The 23,443-nt window shown below is 66.9% G+C and carries 14 protein-coding genes; 8 read left to right on the top strand and 6 right to left on the bottom strand.

Annotated features, from left to right (window positions below):
• Positions 1-2,709: a phosphoenolpyruvate carboxylase gene (gene ppc / locus VHK65_00800; protein HVS04691.1), complete on the bottom strand. Its 2,709-nt coding sequence runs from the start codon at positions 2,707-2,709 to the stop codon at positions 1-3.
• Positions 2,710-2,792: 83 nt separating this feature from the next.
• Between ppc and ilvD the strand changes: the two genes are divergently transcribed.
• From ilvD to VHK65_00785, 3 genes are read left to right on the top strand one after another with little or no spacing between them, the layout of a single operon-like run.
• Positions 2,793-4,487 carry a dihydroxy-acid dehydratase gene (gene ilvD / locus VHK65_00795; GenBank protein ID HVS04690.1) on the top strand — a complete coding sequence of 565 codons (1,695 nt, stop codon included), beginning with the start codon at positions 2,793-2,795 and terminating at the stop codon, positions 4,485-4,487.
• Positions 4,488-4,492: 5 nt separating this feature from the next.
• The gene (locus VHK65_00790) at positions 4,493-5,116 is read left to right on the top strand and encodes a hypothetical protein (GenBank protein HVS04689.1); all 624 of its coding nucleotides are present in this window, start codon (positions 4,493-4,495) and stop codon (positions 5,114-5,116) included.
• A 20-nt stretch (positions 5,117-5,136) separates the two neighbouring features.
• Positions 5,137-6,717: an ATP-binding cassette domain-containing protein gene (locus VHK65_00785; protein HVS04688.1), complete on the top strand. Its 1,581-nt coding sequence runs from the start codon at positions 5,137-5,139 to the stop codon at positions 6,715-6,717.
• Between the two features lie 16 nt (positions 6,718-6,733).
• On the opposite strand, the gene proC is transcribed toward VHK65_00785, so the two are convergent.
• Positions 6,734-7,603 (bottom strand): pyrroline-5-carboxylate reductase, encoded by an 870-nt coding sequence (gene proC / locus VHK65_00780; protein HVS04687.1) that lies wholly within the window; start codon positions 7,601-7,603, stop codon positions 6,734-6,736.
• 321 nt (positions 7,604-7,924) lie between these two features.
• On the opposite strand from proC, the gene VHK65_00775 reads away from it, so the two are divergent.
• From VHK65_00775 to VHK65_00765, 3 genes are all read left to right on the top strand, one after another.
• The gene (locus VHK65_00775; protein HVS04686.1) at positions 7,925-9,307 is read left to right on the top strand and encodes a selenium-binding protein SBP56-related protein; all 1,383 of its coding nucleotides are present in this window, start codon (positions 7,925-7,927) and stop codon (positions 9,305-9,307) included.
• Between the two features lie 9 nt (positions 9,308-9,316).
• Entirely contained in the window at positions 9,317-9,961 is a 645-nt protein-coding gene (locus tag VHK65_00770) for a hypothetical protein (protein ID HVS04685.1), read from the top strand.
• Positions 9,962-10,055: 94 nt separating this feature from the next.
• Positions 10,056-11,471 (top strand): DUF222 domain-containing protein, encoded by a 1,416-nt coding sequence (locus VHK65_00765; protein HVS04684.1) that lies wholly within the window; start codon positions 10,056-10,058, stop codon positions 11,469-11,471.
• Positions 11,472-11,896: 425 nt separating this feature from the next.
• On the opposite strand, the gene VHK65_00760 is transcribed toward VHK65_00765, so the two are convergent.
• Together VHK65_00760 and VHK65_00755 are read right to left on the bottom strand one after the other, a co-directional pair.
• Positions 11,897-16,510 carry a glutamate synthase-related protein gene (locus VHK65_00760; protein HVS04683.1) on the bottom strand — a complete coding sequence of 1,538 codons (4,614 nt, stop codon included), beginning with the start codon at positions 16,508-16,510 and terminating at the stop codon, positions 11,897-11,899.
• Between the two features lie 145 nt (positions 16,511-16,655).
• Complete coding sequence (locus VHK65_00755) at positions 16,656-17,861, bottom strand: amino acid ABC transporter substrate-binding protein (protein ID HVS04682.1); 1,206 nt, start codon at positions 17,859-17,861, stop codon at positions 16,656-16,658.
• A gap of 373 nt (positions 17,862-18,234) precedes the next feature.
• Here VHK65_00755 and VHK65_00750 point away from each other — a divergent pair, with 373 nt between their 5' ends.
• Complete coding sequence (locus VHK65_00750; GenBank protein HVS04681.1) at positions 18,235-19,338, top strand: LacI family DNA-binding transcriptional regulator; 1,104 nt, start codon at positions 18,235-18,237, stop codon at positions 19,336-19,338.
• A gap of 62 nt (positions 19,339-19,400) precedes the next feature.
• The gene (locus tag VHK65_00745; GenBank protein HVS04680.1) at positions 19,401-20,858 is read left to right on the top strand and encodes an NAD-dependent succinate-semialdehyde dehydrogenase; all 1,458 of its coding nucleotides are present in this window, start codon (positions 19,401-19,403) and stop codon (positions 20,856-20,858) included.
• Positions 20,859-21,445: 587 nt separating this feature from the next.
• Here VHK65_00745 and VHK65_00740 read toward each other — a convergent pair.
• Both VHK65_00740 and VHK65_00735 read right to left on the bottom strand, forming a co-directional pair.
• Positions 21,446-22,813: a YCF48-related protein gene (locus tag VHK65_00740; GenBank protein ID HVS04679.1), complete on the bottom strand. Its 1,368-nt coding sequence runs from the start codon at positions 22,811-22,813 to the stop codon at positions 21,446-21,448.
• Positions 22,813-23,343, bottom strand: coding sequence for a sigma-70 family RNA polymerase sigma factor (locus VHK65_00735; protein HVS04678.1), 531 nt, complete (start codon positions 23,341-23,343; stop codon positions 22,813-22,815). The genes VHK65_00740 and VHK65_00735 overlap by 1 nt, the downstream gene beginning before the upstream one ends.
• Positions 23,344-23,443: the final 100 nt, after the last annotated feature.

Below are 23,443 nucleotides of genomic sequence, written 5' to 3'. Positions count from 1 at the left end.
TCAGCCGGTGTTTTGCATGCCGGCCGCGATGCCATTGATCGTCCGCAGCACCGCCTGCAAGTGTGCGGCGCGACGCGAATCGCCGGCGGGGAGGCCGCGCAGCTCGCGCAGCAAACGCACCTGGAAGTAGCTCATCGGATCGATGTAGGGGTCTCGAAGCCGGAGGCTCGCCAGAAGCTGGGGCTGCCGCTCGAGGACAGACTCCTGGCCAGTGATCTGCAGTACCGCGTCATGCGCCCGCTGAAACTCCGCCTCGATGATCGAAAAGAGGCGGTCCCGCTCGCCCGCGTCGGCGACCAGGTTCGCGTATTGCCGGGCGATCCGCATGTCCGCCTTGGCCAGCACCATCTGGAGGTTGTCCACCAGCGATCGGAAGAACAGCCAGTGCTGATACATGTCGCGCAGGCATTCGAGGCCGCCAGGTCGCTGCGCGTACGTGGCAAATGCCGAGCCGGCACCATACCAGGCCGGCAGCAGGTGCCGGTTCTGCATCCAGGCGAACACCCAGGGAATGGCTCGCAGATCCTGGACGGCGAGCGTACCGCCGCGACTTACCGGACGTGAGCCGGTGTTGAGCTGGGCGATCTCCTCGATCGGCGTCGCCTGCTGGAAGTACGACTGGAAGCCCGGGTCCTCGTAGACGAGCGCGCGATACTGCCGGCGGCTCTCCTCGGCCATCGCGTCCATCGCGTCTCGCCACGCCGGATGCGGTTCGCGCACCTCAGCCGGCATCAAGACGTGCTCGAGCGTGGCGCCAAGTACCAGCTCCAGGTTGTGGCGCGCGGTTTCGGGGCGCGCGTACTTGCGATGGATGACCTCGCCCTGTTCGGTGATCTTGATTCTGGGATCCGGCGCGGACGCCGGCTGAGCCAGAATGGCCTCATGGGTTGGGCCGCCGCCGCGGCCAACCGTTCCGCCGCGCCCGTGGAAGATCCGCAGCCGCCGTCCATGCCGCGCGACGACCGTAGCGATCGCTTGGTGCGCGCGGTCCAGCGCCCAGGCCGCGGAAAGATACCCGACCTCCTTGTTGCTGTCCGAATAGCCGAGCATCACTTCCTGGATCCCGCCCCGTCCGTCGAGCTGGCGGGCATAGACCGGATCGCTCAACAGGCTCTCGATAATCGCGGGGCCGCGTTCTAACGCCTCGGAGGTTTCGAAGAGCGGCACGATATCGAGGTCGCTCCTCGGCGGGTCGGCAGAGAGGTCGTGAAGGCCCGCGAGGCCCGCAAGGAAGAGGGCCTGCAGGATGTCGTCGCCGCTTTCGGTCATGCTCAGGATGAAGGTCTGGGCTGAGCCGGGCGCCGCCTTTTGCGCCGCTGCCATCGCCGAAAGTGTGGCGAGCAGGTTGCCCGTCGCGGCTGACCAGCGGCCCGCGTCGAGCGAGATCGGCGGTGGGTTGAGCGTCGCGGATCGGCGCCGATCCGATGCAGCCCCGAGGCGGTTCACCACCTCGATCCCAGCCGCGCGGACCACGGCGCGATGCTGGCGGACATCGAGGCGGGCGCCGATGAATCCGAAGGCCCGCACCTGGCGGCGTAAGCGAAGCAAATCGCCGTCCGCGACAGCGGCGCCGGCGTGGCGGCGAAGGCTGACGTCCAGCAGGTCGAGGTCCGCGGCCAGCTCATCGGCCGACGCGTAGGCCGCGGGTTCTCCATCAAGCGTGGCGCCCAACCGCCGCCAGACGAAGGAGAGTTTGCGCCGGTACGGTTCGTCCTTAGTCCCGGGTGAGAGGGTCTCGGCATAGTCCGCCAGCACCGCCTCATCGCGCCTTATCGACGCCGTCAGCTCGTCGCTCACCTGCGTCAGGCGCGTGGATTGACTGAGGTCCCGCGCCAGCTCGCGCACGCGCTCCCGGTAGCGGGTCAGGAGCGTGCGCCGTTGCAGCCGCAGCGTTTCGGTCAGCATCGCGGCATTGGCGTTGGGGTTGCCATCCTGATCGCTTCCGACCCACGAGCCAAGCCGAATCGGCGGGTCCAGCGGCACCTGGATGCCCGGGTAGTGCCGAACCAGCGCCTCGGCGAGTTGCTGATGCACGTCCGGAATGGCGTCGAAGAAGGTGCGCTCCAGGTAGAACAGCGCATTCCCGACTTCATCGAGCACGCGCGGACGGACCGATCGGACTTCATCCGTATGCCAGAGGACCTCGACCTGGGTGGCCATCCGTTGCCTGACTCGGTCGCGCTCACGGGTTGAAAGCGGTGCGCGCAGCTGCGCCAGCTCCTGGCCGATTCGGTCCTGGTGGTCGAGGATGCTGCGCCGGACGGCTTCCGTGGGATGCGCGGTGAGCACCGGCCGCACCTCCAGCTGTTGGAGCGTGGCGGTCAGCCGGTCGGCGGAGATGCGCTGCGCCGCGAAGCGAGCGACGGATCGGTCCAGCTCCCCAGCGTCCTCCGTTGTCTCCGCCACGGATCGAGCCTGGCGCTCGAGCTCGGCGAGGTTGACCAGCTGGAAGTAGGTGGCGAAAGCCCGGACCAGCCGGGCGGCGTCCTCGAGCGGGATGCGCCCGAGTTCGGCGACCAGGGTGACCTCATCGTTGGCGTCGTAGCGCTGGCGGAGCTCCTTCGTGCGCAGCCGGATCGACTCCTCCAACTCGTACAACGCCAGGCCCTCGTGCTCGCGCAGCGTCTCGCCAAGCAGCTGCCCAAGGAGGCGGATCTCGGCGCGCAGACCGGCCTCGGGGAGGATCGCTTCGGTGGTGCTGGCGCTCATCTGGGTACTGCTGTCCTCGCTGTGTGTCGTCGCATCGTACCGGTTCGGACGGTAGAATCGGGGCTTCGAAGGAGGGTGAATCCATGCCGGACCCAATCGGCGCGTCGCCGCTCAAGCGGCAGAGCGCGCGATTGACGGAGGGCGACGACCGAGCGGGCGCGCGCGCCATGCTGCGGGCGATTGGGTTCTCCCGTGAGGACCTGGCCAAGCCCATCATCGGGGTGGGGCACAGCTGGATCGAGACGATGCCCTGCAACTTCAACCATCGGCGCCTCGCGGAAAAGGTCAAGGCCGGGATCCGTGCGGCGGGCGGCACGCCGATGGAGTTCAACACCATCGCCGTCTCCGACGGCGTCTCGATGGGCACCGAGGGCATGAAAGCCTCGCTCGTGAGCCGCGAGGTGATCGCTGATTCGATCGAGCTGGTCGCGCGAGGGCACCTCTTCGACGGCCTGGTCTTGATCGTCGGCTGCGACAAGACGATCCCGGCCGCCGTGATGGCCCTCGTCCGGATCAACATCCCGGGACTCGCCCTGTACAGCGGCACGATCGCCGCCGGCCGCCATCGTGGCCGCGACATCACGCTGATGGACGTCTTCGAAGCGGTCGGCGCGGTCGCCGCCGGCAAGATGGACGCCGCGGAGCTGCGCGAGGTTGAAGAGAGCGCGTGTCCGGGCGCAGGCGCTTGCGGCGGCCAGTTCACCGCGAACACGATGTCGACCGCGATCGAGTTCCTGGGGATCAGCCCGGCGGGGGCGAATGACGTCCCCGCGCTCGACCCGCACAAAGATGATGTGGCGGAGCAGGCAGGCCGGCTGGTCATGGAGCTGATCACCAAGGACGTTCGACCGCGCCAGATCGTCACACGGGCCGCCCTGGAAAACGCCATTGCCTCGGTCGCCGCGACCGGGGGATCGACGAACGGCGTCCTGCACCTGCTCGCGATTGCGCGAGAGGCCGGTGTGCCGTTGAGCATCGACGACTTCGAGCGCGTCGCCGCGCGCACTCCTGTCGTGGCGAGCCTCAAACCGGGCGGCGCGTACGTCGCGAAGGACCTGCACGATGCTGGGGGCAATGCGCTGGTCGCGCAGCGCCTGGCCGAAGGCGGGCTGATCAACGGCGCCGCCCGCACGGTCGACGGCCGGACGATGGCGCAGGTGGCCGCCGCCGCGGTGGAGACGCCGGGCCAGAAGGTGGTGACCTTGCTCGCCAAGCCCTTGAAGGCGACCGGCGGCCTTGCCATTCTCCGCGGCAATCTCGCGCCCGAAGGCTGCGTGGTCAAGCTCGCCGGCCACGAACGCCTCCTGCATCGGGGCCCGGCTCGGGTCTTCGACAGCGAGGAGGCGGCGTTCGCCGCGGTCCAAGCGCGCAAGATCAAGGCGGGCGATGTGGTTGTGATCCGTTATGAGGGACCGGTCGGCGGCCCCGGGATGCGTGAGATGCTGGGCGTGACCGGCGCGCTCGTCGGTGAAGGCCTCGGCGATGCCGTCGCGCTGATCACCGACGGCCGCTTCTCCGGCGCGACGCACGGTCTGATGGTGGGCCACATCGCACCGGAGGCCGCGCGCGGCGGCCCGCTCGCAGCCCTCCGCGATGGGGACACCGTCGTCGTCGATGTCACCAATCGCCAGTTGAATGTCGAATTGTCCGAGGACGAGATCGCTCGGAGGCTCAACGACTGGCAGCCACCGGCGCCGCGCTATGCCCAGGGTGTCTTTGCCAAGTACGCCGCGCTGGTCTCGTCAGCCAGCGAGGGAGCCGTTACTCGACCGCGCTAGGGCGTGTGCTGCGGCGGTTCTGGCTGATCGTCGGCGTGGGGCTTGCCGTGGCCACCATTCTGCTCGTCGGTCCCTTCCTCAGTCAGCTAACCCACCACCCGTCGGCGGGACTCACTGTTTCGGGAGCCTTGAGTGGAAAGATGACCCAGCTGTTGAACTATCGCGACTTCAACTCGGGGTGCTTTACCAGCAGGGTCCAGGGCACGCAACAATGGAACGGCGGTTTTGTCAGTGTCGTCGGAAGGGATCACATGGTGTTGTTGATCAGCGTGAGTCCCTACACCGGGCCGGGAAAGTACGCGGATCCGGCTGTCATCGACACGCGCACGCTCTACCAGGGGACCGGCATCCGTCCAAGGGTGGGCGCGCCGGTTCACGTCGTCCTCGGAACCATCCCGCCAAACGCTCCGACGGCCACGGAATACGGCAGCAACCCGAACCCAGCGTTCGCGCGAACGTCGCAGGTCAACGCCGGGCACCAACCCCCGGTGGGGCAGGTCTCGCTCACGCTCAACGCGGATCAAAAATCCGGGCAGATCACCGCGGTACTGATGAACGCGCGAGCGATCGCCGCGGCCCCGGTGACGATGAGTGGGTCATTCGACTGCGGCACGATCACGTCCCGCTGACGGCGCCGTAGGCTAACCGCGTGGGATTCATCGAGCTGGTCGAGGTCGGCTACGCCTTTCCCGGTGGCCGGACCCTGTTCGACAAGGTCTCCTTCAAAGTCCCCGATGGCGAGCGCGTGGCCCTCGTCGGCGCCAACGGCGTGGGTAAGACCACGCTATTGCGGTTGATCGCCGAGGCCGACGAGGCGCATCAGGGCCTGATCCGCGTGATCGGGCGGCTGGCCCGGATGCCGCAGCTCGTCCACGATCCCCACTCCCCCGCCACGCTTCGCGAGCTGCTCCTCGCCCAGGCCCCAGTCGAGCTGGCGCGTGCGGGGGCGGCGCTGGTGGCGGCCGAGCGCATCATGCAGGCTGGCGCGACGGAGGCTGCCGGCGTCGCGTACGCCGATGCCGTCCATCGCTGGGGCGAGCTCGGTGGCTACGAGCTCGAAGTCAGCTGGAACGCCGCGTCCATGACAGCCATGGGCGAGCCGTTCGAGGCAATCGGCGCGCGCGTGGCACACACCTTCTCGGGCGGCGAGTTGAAACGCGTCCTGCTCGAAGCGCTGTTTCGCTCCGATGCGGAAGTTGTGCTGCTGGACGAGCCGGACAACTTCCTCGATGTCGTCGGCAAGGAGTGGCTCGAGGCCACCATGACTGCCAGCCGCAAGACGATCCTCTATGTGAGCCATGACCGCGAATTCCTGGGCAACACCTCGACGCAGATCGTGACCCTCGAGGCGAAGGGCAGCTGGACGCATCCCGCACCGTTCGGCACCTATGAGGATGCGCGTCAAGCACGCATCGCCGGCCTGGAGGAGGATCACCGCCGCTATCAGGAGCAGCGCTCGGCATTGATCGCGACGCTCAAGGAGTATCGCCGCCGTGCGCAATCTTCGGACGTGTGGGGCCCGAAAGTCCGAGCGGCTGAGAGCCGGCTTCGCCTGTTCGACGAAAAAACCGAGCTGGTCGAGCGGCCGCGCGAGCAGAAAGTCACGATCCGGTTAGGCGGGGGCCGCACCGGCACGATCGCGTTGCGGATCAAGGAGCTCGCCTTCCCGGGGCTCGTGCGACCGTTCAGCACCGAGATCCTCTTCGGTCAGCGCGTGGGCGTGATTGGCAAGAACGGGACGGGCAAGAGTCACTTCGTCCGGCTGCTCGCAGGTCACGCGGTCGAACACACGGGAGACTGGATGTTGGGTGCCCGCGTCACCGTCGGCTACTTTTCGCAGCTGCACGACTCGCCGCACCTCGCCCGCGCCGCGCCGCTCGCGGTCCTGAGCCGTGAAGGGGTCGACCGCACCGCCGCCATGGGGACGCTACGCCGCTACGAACTCGACGGCGCCGCCGACGTCCCGTTTGAGAAACTCTCGGGCGGCCAGCAGGCCCGCTTGCAGATTCTCGTGTTGGAGGTCCGCGGATCGACGATGCTCGTCCTGGACGAGCCGACCGACAACCTCGACGTCGCCTCGGCCGATGCGCTCGAGTACGCGCTCTGGAAGTACGAGGGCACCATCCTGGCGGTCACGCACGACCGCTGGTTGCTGAAGTCCTTTCAGCGCTTTCTCGTGTTCGGCTCAGACGGATTGGTGAAGGAGTCTGACGACCCGACCTGGAACTGAGGGACAGGCGACGGCGTCAGTTATCCGAGCGGGGCGGCATTGGCTCCGGATCTTTGCCGGCGCTGAGGCTGTCCGACAAGGACATCGTCCGCCGATAGGCGGCCCAGACGGCATCGGCCAGCACCGTGCGCAGGCGGCCGCGCTCGAGCTCGTGCAGCGCCGCCGCTGACGTCCCGCCCGGGGAGGTCACCATGTCGCGAAGCTGCGCGGGATGTTTTTGCGTCCGCTCGGCGAACGCGACCGATCCCTTGATCGTTTCGAGGACGAGGTCATGCGCCAGGTGGCGGGGAAATCCGAGGTGCACCGCACTGTCGATCAGCGCCTCCATGACCAGGAAGACATAGGTCGGACCGGTGCCGCTGACCGCCGTCGCCATCGCCACGAAGCGCTCGTCGCCCACCTGCAGCTCGTGTCCGAGCGCGCCGAGCAACGCGCGGGCTTGCTCGCGATGCGCCTCGGTCGCCTCCGGCGTGGCGTACCAGATGTTCACGCCCTCGCCGATCTGGGCCGGCGTGTTGGGCATGACCCGGACGAGCGCATTGTGGTTGAGACCCTTGCGCAGCGTCTCGGTCGTTGCCCCGGCGATGATCGAGATCACCAGCTTCTCGGGCGCGAGGCTGCCACGAATCTCGGCCAGAACACCCGGCATCACCTGCGGCTTGATCCCCAGCACTACGACGTCACCCCGCTTCGCCGCCTCGGCATTCTCGGCCGTCACGTGGATTCCATACTTTTCGCTAAGCGCGTGCCGGCGGTCGGCGCGAGGATGGCTGGCAACGATGGACCCGGCGGCGACCAGCTTGCGCTCGAGGACGCCGGCGATGATCGCCTCGGCCATCACGCCGGCTCCGACGACGCTGAGCGTCGATCCTCGGAGAGGACTCATCGTCGGATTGTACGAAGCTCGGTCATCCCGTCAAATCGGGCTGACCGACTCAGCGTTCCTGCTTGAGTGCGGGTGCCGGTGAATGCCGCTCCGCCGCCGGCGCCCCCTTGCACGTTTGTCGGCGAGTTGGTTCATCCTTACCCTCCTGTCGTCCACGAGGGACGCGACCCGTGAAAGCTCGATCTACCGGGTGACAGTAGGCCGAAGACGCCCTGAAATCCACTCCGTATTTGACCTCCCTCGGACAATTCGATAGAGTAGGCGCCTAAGTTCCTGACTATTTCGATCTAACTAGTCAACAATCTGGGAGGGAGCAACTCGATGGCAACCTTGTTGCGGGCCGATCCGACCTTCTATGCCTCGCCTCGCCTGGCCGCCCAGGCGCCGCCCGAAACGCTGGCTTACGTCGTCGTCGTCAACCCCGGCGACGGCCCCGACGGGCTGGCCACGCTGGACGCCGATCGCAGCTCCAAGACGTACGGCACGGTGCTCAACACCCTGACGACGACGCACGCGGGTGACGAGCTCCACCACTTCGGCTGGAACGCGTGCAGCTCTTCCCTTTGCCCGTATGCCGCGCATCCGCATGTCGAGCGCCGCTACTTGCTGGCGCCCGGTATCCGCTCGTCGCGGATCTATGTCATCGACACCAAGCCGGATCCGCGCGCGCCGCGCATCGTCAAGACCATCGAGCCGGAGGAAATCGCGAACCGCGCCGGCTACAGCCGTCCCCACACGAGCCACTGCGGACCCGATGGGATCTACGTCAGCGCGCTTGGCTCCCCCAGCGGCGACGGGCCGGGCGGCATCTTCATCGTCGACCACGACACCTTCGATGTCCGCGGTCGCTGGGAGCTCGACCGCGGGCCGCAGTATCTCGCCTATGACTTCTGGTGGCACCTCGGCTACGACACAATGGTCACCAGCGAGTGGGGCACGCCGAAAATGATCGAGAACGGCGTCATTCCCGAGATCCTGTTTAAAGGCGGCTACGGCCACCAGCTGCACATCTGGGACCTGCCGAAGCGTCGCCATCGCCAGGTGATCGACCTCGGTGCCGAGCAGCAGATGGTGCTCGAGCTGCGCCCCGCGCACGATCCCAGCAAAGCGTACGGGTTCGTCGGTGTGGTCACCAGCCTGAAGGACCTGAGCTCTTCCGTTTGGGCCTGGTACCAGGACGGCAACACCTGGAAGGCCCGCAAGGTGATCGAGATCCCGGCGGAGCCGGCCGATCCCGAACAGCTCCCGCCCATCCTCAAGGGGTTCAAGGCGGTGGCGCCGCTGGTGAGCGACATCAACCTCTCCCTGGACGATCGCTTCCTCTATGTCTCGTGCTGGGGGACCGGCGAATTCCTCCAGTACGACGTCTCGGATCCGTTCAACCCCAAGAAGACCGGCTCCGCGCACCTGGGCGGGATCGTCCGGCGCGCCGCGCATCCGAACTCCGGCGCACTCAACGGCGGTCCGCAGATGGTCGAAGTAAGCCGTGATGGCAAGCGGGTGTATGTATCGAACGGGCTCTACAAGGCCTGGGACGACCAGTTCTATCCGGACGGGATGAAGGGTTGGGTCGCGAAGCTCGACGTGGGTGACAACGGTGGCATCGAGCTCGACCGCAATTTTTTCGTGCAGTCGGAGCAACGCTTCCACCAGGTGCATCTCGAGGGCGGCGACGCATCATCGGATTCGTACTGCTTCTCCTGAGGTAGGCGCATGACGGGGTGGTGGCCCTGGGATGTCTTGATCATTCTCGGGGCCTACCACGGCCTGAATCCGGGGATGGGCTGGCTGTTCGCCGTCGCCCGCGGGTTGCAGGAGCGGCGACGGTCGGCCGTCTGGGAATCGTTTCTTCCGATCGCCATCGGCCACGAGGCGGCCATCGCGGTGATCGTGGTGCTGGTCGCGGGAGCCCAGTTCTTGATCGCCCCACAGGCGTTGCGCATCGCCGGCGCGGCTTTACTCCTGGGGTTCGCGCTCTACCGGCTCTGGCGCAAGCACGCGCACCCGCGCGGATTCGGGATGCGCATCGGCCCGCGCGGACTCTTCGGCTGGTCGTTTTTGATGTCGTCCGCCCACGGAGCCGGCCTAATGCTGGTTCCGATCCTCTTGAAGCTGTCCCCCCACGCGAGCGGCAGCCAGGACATGACGCTGATCGCCTACACCGCGTCCTTCTCACCGTGGAAGGGACTGGCGGCGGCGACCCTGCACACGGTGGCGTTGCTCGTGGTGATGGGACTGGTCGCGATCGTCGTCTATGAACGTCTTGGTGTCGGTTTCCTGCACCGGGCCTGGCTCAACGTCGACCTGCTGTGGACGGTGACGCTGCTGGTCGCCGGCGTCATCACGCTATTCAGCTAAACGCCGAGATTTCTCTCCCCAGCTTGGGGAGGCTGCGCGAGGGTCTTTGCTGAGTTGACAAACGAACGCATGTTCGCTAAACTTACACAGAATTGTGGTAGATGCCGAGCCAACCCTGGCGACGGGCGCCTACGTGGCGGAGCTGCTGAGTGCGATCGACCGCTTCCGCCAGCGTCCGAAAGCGAATCGCCAGCCGGCGGAGCTCGCCGCCGAGCTGAAAGGGATCCGGCATGGCCAGGACCTTCTCGAGTTGGAGTTCTCGGAAACCACCGCCCAGTTCGCCAAGACGGAGGAGTACGACGAGCAGGGATCGGTGAGCCCGATCGATTGGATCCGCCATCACTGCCGGATGTCGAGCGGTGCGGTCTGGAACAGCCTGGCGGTCGGTGAGCACCTCGATGAACTTCCGCGAAGCGTCGAAGCGGTCGAGAGCGCCGAGATCGGTTACGCCCATCTGGCGCTGATGGCCCGGACGGCGCAGGCCGTCCAGGGATCATCCACCGCCGCGCCGTTCGAGGAGCGCGAGTTACTCGAGAAGGCCCGCGAGTCCAGTGTCGGCCGTCTCTGGTATTTCTGTCATCACCTGCGCCACGCCACCGACCCCGAGGCGTTTACCGACGAGCAAAAGCGCGCAACCGAGGCGCGCACGTTGAAGATGAGCACCTACGAAGACGGCTCACTGGCCCTGGAGGGCTGGTTCGACGCGGTTGGTGGCGCCGTGGTTCGCAGCGCGCTCGAGCCGCTGGCCCAGCCGCATGGCGACCACGATGAGCGCGGCCGGGAACACCGCAACGCGGACGCCTTCGTCGAAGTCTGCAGTCACGCACAAGACACCGGCGTGCTTCCGCAGCGTCCGCATCTTCAGGTAACGGCTTCGCTCGACACGCTGCGGGGACTGGCCGGATCTCCGGCGGGTGACATGGAGTACTCGCTACCCGTGTCGTCGGCGACCGTGCAGCGCCTGGCATGCGATGGCACGATCACCCGCGTTGTGCTGGCACCCGAGTCTGTTGTGATCGACGTCGGACGCGCGCGTCGCGTGGTCGCCGGGGCCATGCGTCGCGCGCTCAACGCCCGCGACGGTCATTGCAAATGGCCGCGCTGCGATCGGCCGGCGTCCTGGAGCGATGCTCACCACGTCGTCCACTGGACGAATGGCGGCGAGACCGACCTCACGAACATGATCCTCTTGTGCCATCGACATCACTGGATGGCGCATGAGGGTGGCTGGCAACTGGTGCGGACCGCGGAAGGTGAGGTGCTGGCGGTGCCCCCTCGCCCGCCCGGGCTGGCGCGCGTGGCAGATGTTGACGATCCTGTTGAGGCTGCTCGCCGATTCGCGGAACAGCTGCGCGTCGCTCGACGCTTACGAACCGATTGGCCGCCAGGAGAACGCGCACCCGCCGACGACGCCGCGTGGGCCCGGGTCATGGAGGCGCACGATGCCGCGAGTCATCAGGCGAATCAGCGGTCGGACCTCGATCCCAACCTTCCGGACCCCGCCGCCTAACGAATCCCTCGGTCCTGAGCGGAACCAGGATTGATCGCCTGGGCATCGGCGAGATGCGCAAACGGCGGGAAGGCGCAGGTACCTCTTGTTGGCGATTGCACAGTGAGCGTTACGGCCCGGTCCACGCGGTCCCCTCGGCGCGACGACCGGCGCCGCAGGCGGCGAGGCGGCGCGGGTCGCCCTCCGGACCGCCGCAGAGGGGTCGGGCCGCTGAACCTATGATCGACCCACTTTGGGGAATGGGATCTCGGCACGAACGGCGGAGGCGTTTACGCCGGCTAATCTGTAGCCGATTCAGACTGAGTAGGCCGGCCCCTCGAGCAGTCCGGAGGGTGCGCCGCCGTCAGCCGCTTGCGACAGTCGGCGTCGCCGACGTCAGCCGCCTGCGAGGGTCGGCGTCGCCGACGTCAGCCGCTGGCGAGGGTCTACGCTCGCGAGGCGACCGTGCCCTCGTGGGCGTTTTCGATGAGGGCGACGTCGGCCTTCGGTGCGACTCTCCAGAACCGATGCAGCGCCGCGTGCCAGTCATCGAGGATGGCGCGGGCCACCGACGACCCTGTGTACCTCGCGTGCTCCTCGATCAGCGCGCGTAACCGCAGACCCTGCTCCGCGAGGAGCTGGTGCTCCCCGCTGAGCCGATGGACGTCGACCAGCTCGGGATTCACCATCGCGGGCACGCCAATCCCGTCGTCGTAGACGAAGACTTCGCCGCCCGTCATTCCTGCGCCGAGGTTGTGGCCCACCGGGCCGAGCACCACCAGGGTGCCGCCGGTCATGTATTCGGCTCCATGCTCCCCTACGCCCTCGACCACCGCCGAGGCGCCGCTGTTGCGAACCGCGAAGCGCTCACCCGCTTTCCCGGCGCAGAAGAGCTCGCCTCCGGTCGCGCCGTAGAGAACGGTGTTGCCGAGCAGGTGGGGATCGCCCGCATCGTTGGCAGGCGGGCGCAGGATGATTCGCCCACCTCCCATTCCCTTTCCCACGTAATCGTTCGCCTCACCGATCAAGACGAACTCGATGCCGTCGGTGAGGAATGCCCCGAAGCTCTGGCCGGCCGACCCCGTAAACGTGAAGGATGCCGACCCGGCCGGCGGCGACGCCCCGCACTCCCGCGCCAGCGCACCCCCCAACCGCGCCCCGACCGACCGGTCGGAATTTTCGATCGGGTAGCTGGCGCGCACATCGGCGCCGGTAAGGACTGCGGTCAGTGCGTCCAGGCAAACGCGATCGCCCAGCGCGGACGACGGTCGCTGCAGCGGAATCGAGCCAACGAACCGGCGTGGTTCCGAGCCCTCGTCGCTCAGCAGCGGTGAAAGGTCCAGGCGGTCAGCATGCGCGTCCCCCGTGATGCGCTGCGACAGCAAGTCCGTCCGGCCAATCGCGTCGTCAAGTCTGCGCAGGCCGAGTCCTGCCAGGATGTGGCGGATCTCCTCGGCGACGTGCGTCAGATAGGCCTCGAGCATCTCCGGCGTCCCGGCGAACTTGGCCCGCAGTTCCGGACGCTGGGTCGCAATCCCCACCGGGCAGGTGTCCAGGTGGCAGGTGCGCACCATGATGCAACCCTCGGCCAGCAGCGCCGCCGTGCCAAAGCTGTACTCGTCGGCGCCCAGCAGTGCGGAAATGACCACGTCCCGACCGGACTTGATTCCGCCATCGACGCGCAGGCGAACCCGATGGCGCAGGTCGTTGATCCGGAGCGTCTGTTGCGTTTCTGCCAGGCCAATCTCCCAGGGCATCCCGGCGTTCTTGATCGACGACAGCGGGCTGGCGCCCGTCCCGCCGTCCATGCCGGCGATATGCACCACGTCGGCCAGGCCCTTGACCACGCCGGCGGCGATCGTCCCAACGCCGGCCTCGGCGACGAGCTTGACGGACACGGCCGCCAGGGGATTGACCTGCTTGAGGTCGTAGATCAGCTGGGCCAGGTCTTCGATGGAATAGATGTCGTGGTGCGGCGGCGGCGAGATCAGGGCAATTCCTTGCTGGGTATGGCGTAGGCGTGCGATCTCGGCAGTCGCCTTGTGGCCCGGCAGCTGGCCGCCCTCGCCGGGCTTCGATCCCTGCGCCATCTTGATCTGCAACTCATCGGCGAAGACGCAGTACTCGGGCGTGACCCCGAATCGCCCCGACGCCACCTGCTTGATCCGCGAGTTGCGGTCGATCGGCAGACCCTTCGTGCGATATCGCGCTGGGTCCTCGCCCCCCTCGCCGGTGTTGCTCTTTCCGCCGAGCCGGTTCATCGCGATCGCGATCGTCTCGTGCGCCTCCGCGGCGATGGAGCCGTGCGACATGGCGCCGGTCGAGAACCGCCGCAGGATCGCGGTGGCGGGCTCGACCTCATTGAGCGGTAATGCCGGGCCGGCCGGTCGCATCGCCAGCAGGTCTCTTGGATAGGTCGGCGGTCGGTCGTTGACCAGCCGGGCAAACTTCTCGTACGAGGCGAAGCCGCTGCCGTCGGGTCCGGTCGCCACCGCGCGCTGCAGCGCGTGTGCGGCGGCCATCTCTTTCGTCGGCATCTCCCCTGCGCCATTGGGGGAGGCCTTGACCGATGCCAGCGCTAACGGCGCCGGCTCTTCTGCCGGAGCCGCGGCCACGTCCTTTGCCGGCACGGCGTCATGGAGTGCATCGACGACATCGGGGTTCGTCGCGTGATATTCGGTCCCCTGCTTGTGATGCTTGAAGAAGCCAGGACTCACCAGGGCCGGCGACGCGGTCCCAAACCCGACGGCATGATTCGCCAGCACCTGCTCGGCGATATCGGTGAATGTCGCGCCGCCCACCGGAGACGGTGTCCCGGCAAAGCCGAGGTCGACCACGTCGGCATCCAGGCCGATGATTTCGAAGATCTGCGCCCCCTGGTAGCCATCGAGCGTCGAGATGCCCATCTTGGCGAGCACCTTGAGGGTGCCATCCTCGAGCGCTTTGACGTAATGCTCCTGCGCGCCCCGGCCGTCGGCAGCCTCCCCTTTCAGATGGCCGGCCGCGGCCAGCGCCCTGATCGATGCCATGCCGAGACGCGGGCAGATCGCCTGTGCGCCATAGCCCAGCAGGCAGACGACATGATGAACCTCGCGAGCCTCATCCGTCTCGATGACCAGGCTGGTCCGCCCGCGCAGACCCTGGCGCATGAGATGGTGGTGCACGGTTCCGACGGCGAGCAGCGCCGGGATCGGCGCCCGCTCGGGCCCGGCATCGCGATCCGAAACGATCAGGATGGACGCCCCAAAGCGCGCGGCGCGCACGGCATCCTGCGCGAGCCGCTCGCAGGCCGCCCGCAATCCGGACGGTCCGTCGGCAACCGCGAAGGTCGCATCTAGGTCGCTCGACGCAAAAGGAGTGCCGAGCGCGCGCACCGCCTCGAGTCCTGAGGGATAGAGGACGAACGAATCGAGCTGCACCAGTCGTGCGGCAGCGGGTCCGGTCGAGAGCAGCGGGGCCGGCGGTCCCAGATAGCTGCGCAGCGACATCACAAGGCGCTCCCGGAGATGGTCGATCGGCGGGTTCGTCACTTGCGCGAAGCGCTGCTTGAAATAGCTGTAGAGAAGACGCGACGGCCCGGCCAGCACCGAGAGCGCCGTGTCGTCGCCCATGGAGAAGATCGGCTCCTTGCCCTGGGTCGCCATCGGTCGCAGCACGTAGGTGAACTCCTCCTTCGTGTAGCCGAAGGCGGCCTGGCGGGCCACCAGGTCTGGCGGGATCGCTTCGTCGGGTTCCCCGGGCTCGAGCGACTGCAGGTTGTCGTCCAACCAGCGACCGTACGGCTCTTGGGCGGCGAGCCGGCTCTTGATGACGTCGTTTTCCTCCAGCCCGCCGCGCTCGGGATCGACGCAGAGCATCTCACCCGGCCCCAGTTTCCCGCGCCGGACGCGGCCATGTCCGTCAACATCAACGGCGCCGGCTTCCGAGGCGCAGGCGATCAGTCCGTCCTCGCAGACGGCGTAACGCAGCGGCCGCAGGCCGTTGCGGTCCAGGACGGCACCCACCCGCATTCCGTCGGTGAAGACCAGGCCAGCAGGCCCGTCCCAGGGTTCAATCAAGCACGCGTGGTAGCGATAGAAATCGCGGACCGCCGGATCGACGTCGAAGCCCTCCCAGGCTTCCGGCACGAGCATGGCCAGACCCTGGCGCACGTCGCGGCCACCGCGGACCAGCAGCTCGAGCGCATTGTCGAGCATCGCCGAGTCGGATCCGCGCTCATCGATGACCGGCACCAGCAAGCCCTCGTCGGCCCACACCTTGGCACCAAGACGACCCTCGCGGGCACGCATCCGGTTGACGTTGCCCTGGATGGTGTTGATCTCGCCGTTGTGGCACAGCATCCGGAACGGCTGAGCCCGCTCCCACGAGGGCGCGGTGTTCGTACTGTAGCGCTGGTGGAAGATCGCGAAGGGGGCGATGAATCGCTGGTCGCGAAGGTCGGGGTAGAAGGCGGCCAGCTGGTCGGCGGCGCACATCGCCTTATACGTCAGGGTCCGAAACGACATCGACGCCACATAGACACCCAGGCTCGCCGCCCGAACGGAGCGCTCGACGCGCTTGCGCGTCCGGTAACAGCGCGCCTCGGCATCGGAACTCGACACTGAGTCGCCGACAGCGACGACGGCCTGCTCGATTTGCGGGGCGGTCGAGCGGGCCAGATCGCCGAGCGCCGCCGGTTCGACCGGCACCGGACGCCAATCGATCAGGTCGAGCTGCTCGGCGCGACAGGCCTCGTCGAACAGCCGCCGCGTCAGACGTCGTTGATTGTGACCGTCGGCGCCGGGGGCATTCGAGAGGAAGACGACGGCCACCCCAAGCCGGACGCCCGGCTCGACATTGATCGCGGCCTGCTGCATCCAGTCGCGAAAGAAGGCATCGGGAATGGCCAGCAGGAGGCCCGCGCCGTCGCCTGACCGGTGATCCGCGGCCACCGCTCCGCGATGGCGGACACGATGCAGCGCCGCGAGGGCGGACTCGACGATTCCTCGGCTGGCTCGCCCTCCAGCGTCAGCGACGAAACCGATCCCGCAGGCGTCGTGCTCGAAGCGCGAGTCGTACAAGCCCGCGTACCCCAATGTGAGATACCCACGCTATCGGTTGCAGCCGCTTCACGCCACGGACGATTGCTACAAAAGGATGCCGTAGCCTCGTGGCATCCGCACAAGTGGCTCAGTGGGCATGAGCTGTCAGCCGCCCACAGCGTAACTAAGGCCAGTTCGGCTTCGGATACTCGGGCCTGGCACCCGCTACTGCGGGCGGATAAACAAGGATCGCCAGTCGCGACTGCCACTGTTCGATGTTCACCCCCACGCCACCCTGCGGCTTCCCCGTGCTGTCGAAAGACATAGGGCCCTGGATCGTCTGGTAGGTTCCCGAATGCAATGCGGTGATCAGCTTCGAATTTTCGATGCTGTTCGCCTTTTTGGCCGCCTGCTCGACTACCTGGCCGACGCTGTAGGCCTCGGCGGCGTCGGCGCTGAGGTCTCCCGCCTGACCGCCGTATTTGGCGACGAACTCGCGGACAAACTGGCTGGTGCCGTAGGCCTTGGCATTGGGGGTCCAGCCCGCGGGCACCATCACGCCCTCCGCCGCGGCGCCGACCTTGTCGGAGAAGTCCTTCCCCTGGTCTGGGCCGGTCGTTTCGACCAGCGACCTGGGGTTGTAGTGCTGCTGTTGGAAGACCTTGATGAAGGCGACAGCGTCTGACAGCTGTGTCCCGAGGATGACGACGTCGGCATTCGCGTGGATCATCTGCATGGCGATCGCCGTGACGTCAGTCGCCTCCGCCGGATACACCTTGTACCCGCCGGATGGCGTGGTGATCCCGCCGGCCTCGAGCAGGGCCTTGGCCTTGTCAACTTGCGGCTCGGTGAAGGGATCATCCTGCGTCGCATAGGCCGCCGTCTTCGGGCGCTGGTCGCTGGGGAGCGCCAGCAGCCATTTGGTGTAGCTCACGAGGTTGTCTTCGATGGCCGCCGGCTGCACGAAGAAGATGGATTTCAGGCCGCGGTCGAAGACCTTGGGACCGCCGCCCGCCGGCTCTGGGAACGCGTAGCCAAAGCGATCGGTGACGGCGGAGCCCGGGATCGTCAGAAGCGAGCTGAACGGTCCGAAGACCAGCGCCACCTTGTCCTGGGTGATCAGGTTTGTATAGTTCGTCACCACCTGCTGCTGGCTGCTGGCGTCGTCGACGTATTTCATCGTCACCGGGTGACCGAGCAGTCCGCCCTTCCTGTTGACGTCCTGCATCCAGAGGTCGTATCCCTGCTCCAGCGCCTTTCCGTCGGCCGAAAAGTCGCCACTCAGCGATACGGACACGCCGATCGAGATCGGCGCCTGGGGTGATGCGGTGGTATTCGCCGATGAGCTGCTGCACGCTGACAGAACCAGGGCCAGCCCTGACACAACCATCGACACACACTTGGAGGAAGCGAGCATGCCGGTCACATTGAAGCAGCTGACCACCAGGGCCTGCGGCCTGAAGCTCGCGCAGACCCGGCGCTGGCGGACGGCATCCCCGACATCGCACCAAGGCGGAGCGGCGCTACAGACAACCGCTCTGCGCCGGTATCCATATCGCCGCCCCCTTCGCCGCCCTGGCACTCGGGGATAGCACGTCGCGAACCCCTCGCTGAGCGTCATGCTAGCCACATGTCATTTGATCTGTCAAACGTTTGGCTTGACAAGTTCTCTCTTGCGCCAAACGTTTGTCATTCGTTAACCGTGCCCTTAACGGGTTGCCGAGCGTTGCTCCCGATGCAGATCGCTTCACAAGGGGTTAACGTTGGGCCAGGCGCCGAGCGCCTGGGGCATGTCAGGGAGGGGCGACGGGGTGGGCGAGCGCAACGCGCGCCGGGGACGGACGATCGTGACCCTGGAGGAGGTTGCTCGTGCCGCGGGGGTGCACTATTCGACCGTGTCCCGCGCGCTCGATCCCGCGACTGTGCGGCGGGTCAGCATCGACACCCGGAAGCATGTCCAGGCCGTCGCGAAGAGGATGGGATACCAGCCGGACATGGTGGCCAGTGGCTTGAAGCGCGGTCGCACGAATACCGTCGCGGTGGTCACCGCCAACCTGGGGAATCCCAACATTGGCCCGGTCCTCCGTGGCATCGCCAACGAGCTGGAGCGGGCCGGTCTGATGTCATTGATCTCGGAGACGCAGGGCGATTCGGCACGCCTGGATCGGATCCTCAATCACCTCCTGAGCCGGCGGGTCGACGCCATCATCCTGACCGGCGCGCGAATCCGCGACGCACCCAGGCTGCGCCGGATCCGGCGTCAGGGCATCCCGCTTGTGCTGGTCGTTCAGGAGGTTCCCGGGATTCGCCTGCCGGCCGCCACTAATGACGACTTCCTTGGCGGCGTGCTGGCGGCTAAACATCTCCTCTCGCTCGGGCACCGGCGCGTCGCCCAACTGCGCGGACCGCCGGACCTCAACTCCTGCATCTTGCGTGCCCGCGGCTTCAGCAAGACGGTTGCGGCGGCGGGCGCGGTGGAAGTCGTCGTTCGCTCCACGGCTCCCACGGGATCGCCCGAAGAAGGTCGTTTCCTGATGGGAAAGCTCCTCGATCGCAAGGGACCGCGGCCAACCGGCATCTTCGCCCATCACGACCTGATGGCCTTCGGCGCGCTGACCGCGGCGGAGGAACGAGGCTTGCTGGCTCCGAGGGACCTGTCGATGATCGGCTATCACGATTTGCCACACGATGACCGCATCGTGCCCCCCCTCACCTCCATCCGTCAACAGCGCGAGGAAATCGGCCGGACCGCCGCCCAGTTTCTCGTCCAAATGCTCACCTCGCCCGGCCCGCCGCCGGCGTCTCGACGGCTCGCCCCCGAGCTGGTAGTGCGCCAATCGACCGGTCCGCCTCCTGACATTCGTTAACCTTGAGCCGTGGCCATGCCATCGGTCGAGCGGATCGTCGAGACCGTGCGAAAATCAATGAAATGACCCCGGTCAGCGAGCTGATCTCCGTTCGCCACACCGACCTCTATATCAATGGGTCCTGGAGACCGGCCTCCGACGGCCAGCGGATCGACGTCCAGGACCCGGCGACGGGCGAGGTGATCGCGACCGTCGCCAGCGCCTCGGTGCAGGATGCGCTCGCCGCCGTGCAGGCGGCCGCTGACGCGTTCCGGTCCTGGGCCGCCAGGCCGCCACGGCAGCGCGCCGAGATCCTGCGCAAAGGCTTCGAGCTGATGATCCGCGACCAGGAAAGGCTCGCGGAGTTGATGGTCCGCGAGAACGGCAAGCCGATGGGCGAGGCACGCGGCGAGGTTGCCTACGCAGCCGAGTTCTTCCGCTGGTTCTCCGAAGAAGCCGTGCGGAATATCGGCTCGGTGTCCATCTCGCCCAGCGGCGCCAACCGCATCCTCGTCGAGCACCAGCCCATCGGTGTGTCCGTGCTGGTCACGCCGTGGAATTTTCCGGCGGCGATGGCGACCCGGAAGATCGGGCCCGCCCTGGCCGCCGGTTGCACCGTCGTGTTGAAGCCGGCATCGGAAACGCCGCTGACGGCGCTGGCGATCGCGGACCTCCTCGAGCAGGCCGGCGTGCCAAAGGGCGTCGTCAACGTAATCTCGTCGAAGCGGTCGTCGGAAGTGGTCAAGGCCATGCTCGAGGATCCGCGGGTGCGCAAGCTCTCCTTCACGGGCTCGACCGAGGTGGGGCGCCTCCTGCTGGCGCAGGCGGCGGAGAACGTGATCAGCTGCTCGATGGAGCTGGGCGGCAACGCGCCGTTCATCGTGCTGGCGGACGCTGACCTGGATGCCGCGCTCGAGGGTGCGATGGTCGCCAAGATGCGAAACTCGGGGCAGTCGTGCATCGCCGCGAACCGGTTCTACGTCGAGGCGCCGGTCGCCGAGAAGTTCTCGACAATGCTGGCCCGGACCATGGGCGCGTTAGCGGTCGGATCAGGCATGGATCCCGACGTCAAAGTCGGACCGGTGATCAACGAGCCGGCGCGCGAGAAGATGCTGGGACTGGTTGCGGAAGCGGCGGGGCATGGGGCCCGGGTGCTCACAGGAGGCAAGGCGCCGAGCCGCCCGGGGTATTTCGTCCCGCCTACCGTCCTAAGCGAGGTTCCACCCGATGAGCACATCCTCAAGGAGGAAATCTTCGGGCCGATTGCTCCGGTCGTGACCTTCCGCGATGTCAACGAAGCCATCGAGTTTGCGAATCGGACCGACCGTGGCCTCGCCTCTTACGTCTATACGCGCGACCTGGCCAAAGGCCTCGCGATCGCCGAGGCGATCGAGTCCGGGATGGTCGGGCTCAATCGCGGCTTCATCTCCGACCCGGCCGCCCCGTTCGGCGGGGTCAAACAAAGCGGCATCGGCCGGGAAGGCGCGCACGAGGGACTGATGGAGTTTCTCGAGACGAAGTACATCGCCACGAACTGGTAGCGTCGGCGGCCCCGCGTTAGCCCGGCGGCTCGCCTGAGCCTTTCCGTCCTCGTAGCACACTGATGAGGATGCCGCCCTCGAGGACGAGCCCAAAAGACGAGACACATTGACCCACTGATGAGCAAGTCATGCAGGTGCACCACCGGGTTGACGTCGGTGTCCGCTTGCGAGCCGTTATCGCTGACCTGGGTGATTTTCCCCTCGTAGAGCGTGACGTCAACGGCCTCGCCGCGCTCCAGCCAAGAAGGCGGCCTAACCAGGAAGGTCGTCATCCGGCCAGGCTGTATACGGGTCGGAAGCCCAACGGAGAAATTGGTCGTCAGCGTTCCCCGTCCTGCCTGGGTGTCGACCGCAGTGATCGTCCCGTGGACCAGCTGGACGCAGTTACCAGCCGACGGGTCAGCCGCGCACGGCGACGCCTGCTGGTAGGCGTGGGCCGCAGGCGCTGCCCGCACCGCGTTATAGAAGAACAATCCGCCGGCGACCCAAGGAAGTGCCGAAAGCCCGACGAGCAGAGCGACCAAGCCAGAACAACGGCTGGAGGCCGATCTTCCTACGTCCGCGAGCGACCGTTTCCAGCCGGAAGTCTAGCCGGCGACGGCCAGCTGCTGCGACCAGTGGTAGCCACCATCGTTCGTCCGTACGATGACGTCGTGACCGTTGCCGTCGACGGCGAGCACCCAGCCCGTAGAGGTGTTCACGAAGGCCGCATCGAAGGTCTGCCACGCACCGTTGACTTGCCCCGTGCTCTTTAGCGTGGCGCCACCGCCGGTAGCGATCATGCACGAGGCGGCGTTGGCCGGCGGCGTGTCACCCACGAAGACGGCGTCGGACGGATCGACGACGCTGAAGCTTCCGGGGTAGGAACCGGGACCGGCCGGAACACCAGGCATTGCGTTGCCGATCGTACCGGCCTCAGCCATCACCGTGCGCCAGGTCTGGCCATTCGTCGTGGCATAGACCACGTATGGCGCATGGCCGGCCGCCGCACCACCCGGAACCCACTGCACCCATAGCGCCGACGGCGCGGCGCACTCGACGCGCGCCCATCCCGAAAGACCGGGATCGCTGCGCGCCATCTGCAGCGCCTGGCTCCAGGTCTGGCCGCCGTTCTGACTGCGGTACACCGTCCCGGACAGGGTCGCCAGCCATCCATGGCCGCTGTCACTGAAGCACACCGACTGTGGGTCGCGCGGGGTGTGGAGGTCGGTCCACGACCGGCCGCCGTCAGTCGAGACGACCACGCTGCCGGCGCTGCTGGGCATCAGGACGCCATGCATGATCAGCGGCTCGTTGCCGCCGGCAATTCCCCAGCCCTGGCTGGGGCTGACGAAGTGCACCGAACGGATCCACTGCCGGCCCTCGCCGAGCTGGTGCCAGCTGCGTCCACCATCGGTGGTTCCGAGTAACGACTGGCCACCTACAACCCAGCCGGTCGTCGTGCTGATGAAGTCCACGCCGACAAAGGTCTCGGTTGAGGAATACTGCTTCGTCCAGTGGGTTCCGTCGCTGGTCGTGTAGATGGCGTGCGAGCCAACCGCCCAGCCCAGGCTCGGACCGACCATTTGAATCGACGCCAGCGCGGGGACTCCCTGAGGCACGGCACCGGACGGCGGCGCCGCCGGCGGGGTTGGCGTTGCTGTTGGCGACGGTGAGGGCGTCGGCGTCATGTCGGGGCTTGCGCTCGGTGTCGCCGTGGTCAGGGTGATGGGTGGCCCGTGCGATGGACGGCCCATGGCTCGCAGCTGCATCGCGCCGAAGGCGATCACCAATCCAAGGACCAGGACGCCGGCAGCCGCGGCGAAGGCCGGCAACGCGCCAAAACGGCTCGACGACCCCCGGGTTGTGAGGCGGGTCACGAGGCTGGTCGCCAGATCGGCCGGCGGGTTGGCCTCGCGCCGAAACGCCTGCGCATAGCGGCGGAGGCGGCCTTCGCCCGCGGAATCCTTTTCCATCAGTTTGACTGCTCCTGGATGTTGAGTTCGGGACCCAGGCGGCGAAGCTTCTGCACCGTGCGATGCAACAGGACACGCACCGTCGCAGGCTTGATGCCGAGCGCGCGGCTGATCTCATCGGCCGGCTGGTCTTCGAAGTAATAGAGGTAGGCGACCTGACGTTCGCGCGGAGACAGGGAGCGGAGCAGCCGGCCCATTTCCTGGTCACCGACCCGCCGCTCGATCACCGCCATTGGGTCGGGCGCCTCGGGCGCCCAGAAACGGATCCGCCGGGCGAGCGCCTGGCGCCGGTGGTAATCGGTGGCACGGCTCGACACGATTCGATAGAGGTAGCGCCGGAAGTCGGCCAGCTCTGAGGGCGTGGCGGGCGACGCCCAGAGTTGGGTCAAGGCCTCTTGCAGGACCTCCTCGGCGATGGCGGGATTCTGGGTAAGCATCAGGCTGAACTGGTAGGCGGGACGCGCCAGTAACCGAACGTGCGCTTCGAACCACGGACGATCAGCACTGGTCAGCGTGTTCTCCTTGTTCACCTGTACTACGAATGGCGCACCCAGGGCGTTTACATCGTGAACGCCGTAAAAAAGCCAAGCGTTACTGAAGCCTACGGGCGAATCGGCGCATCATTGACCG

The organism is Candidatus Dormiibacterota bacterium (assembly GCA_035544955.1).
In the GTDB taxonomy this organism is placed as follows: domain Bacteria; phylum Chloroflexota; class Dormibacteria; order CF-121; family CF-121; genus CF-13.
The sequence above is the reverse complement of the archived record's forward strand: the minus strand, read 5'-3'. Positions and strand labels throughout refer to the sequence as shown.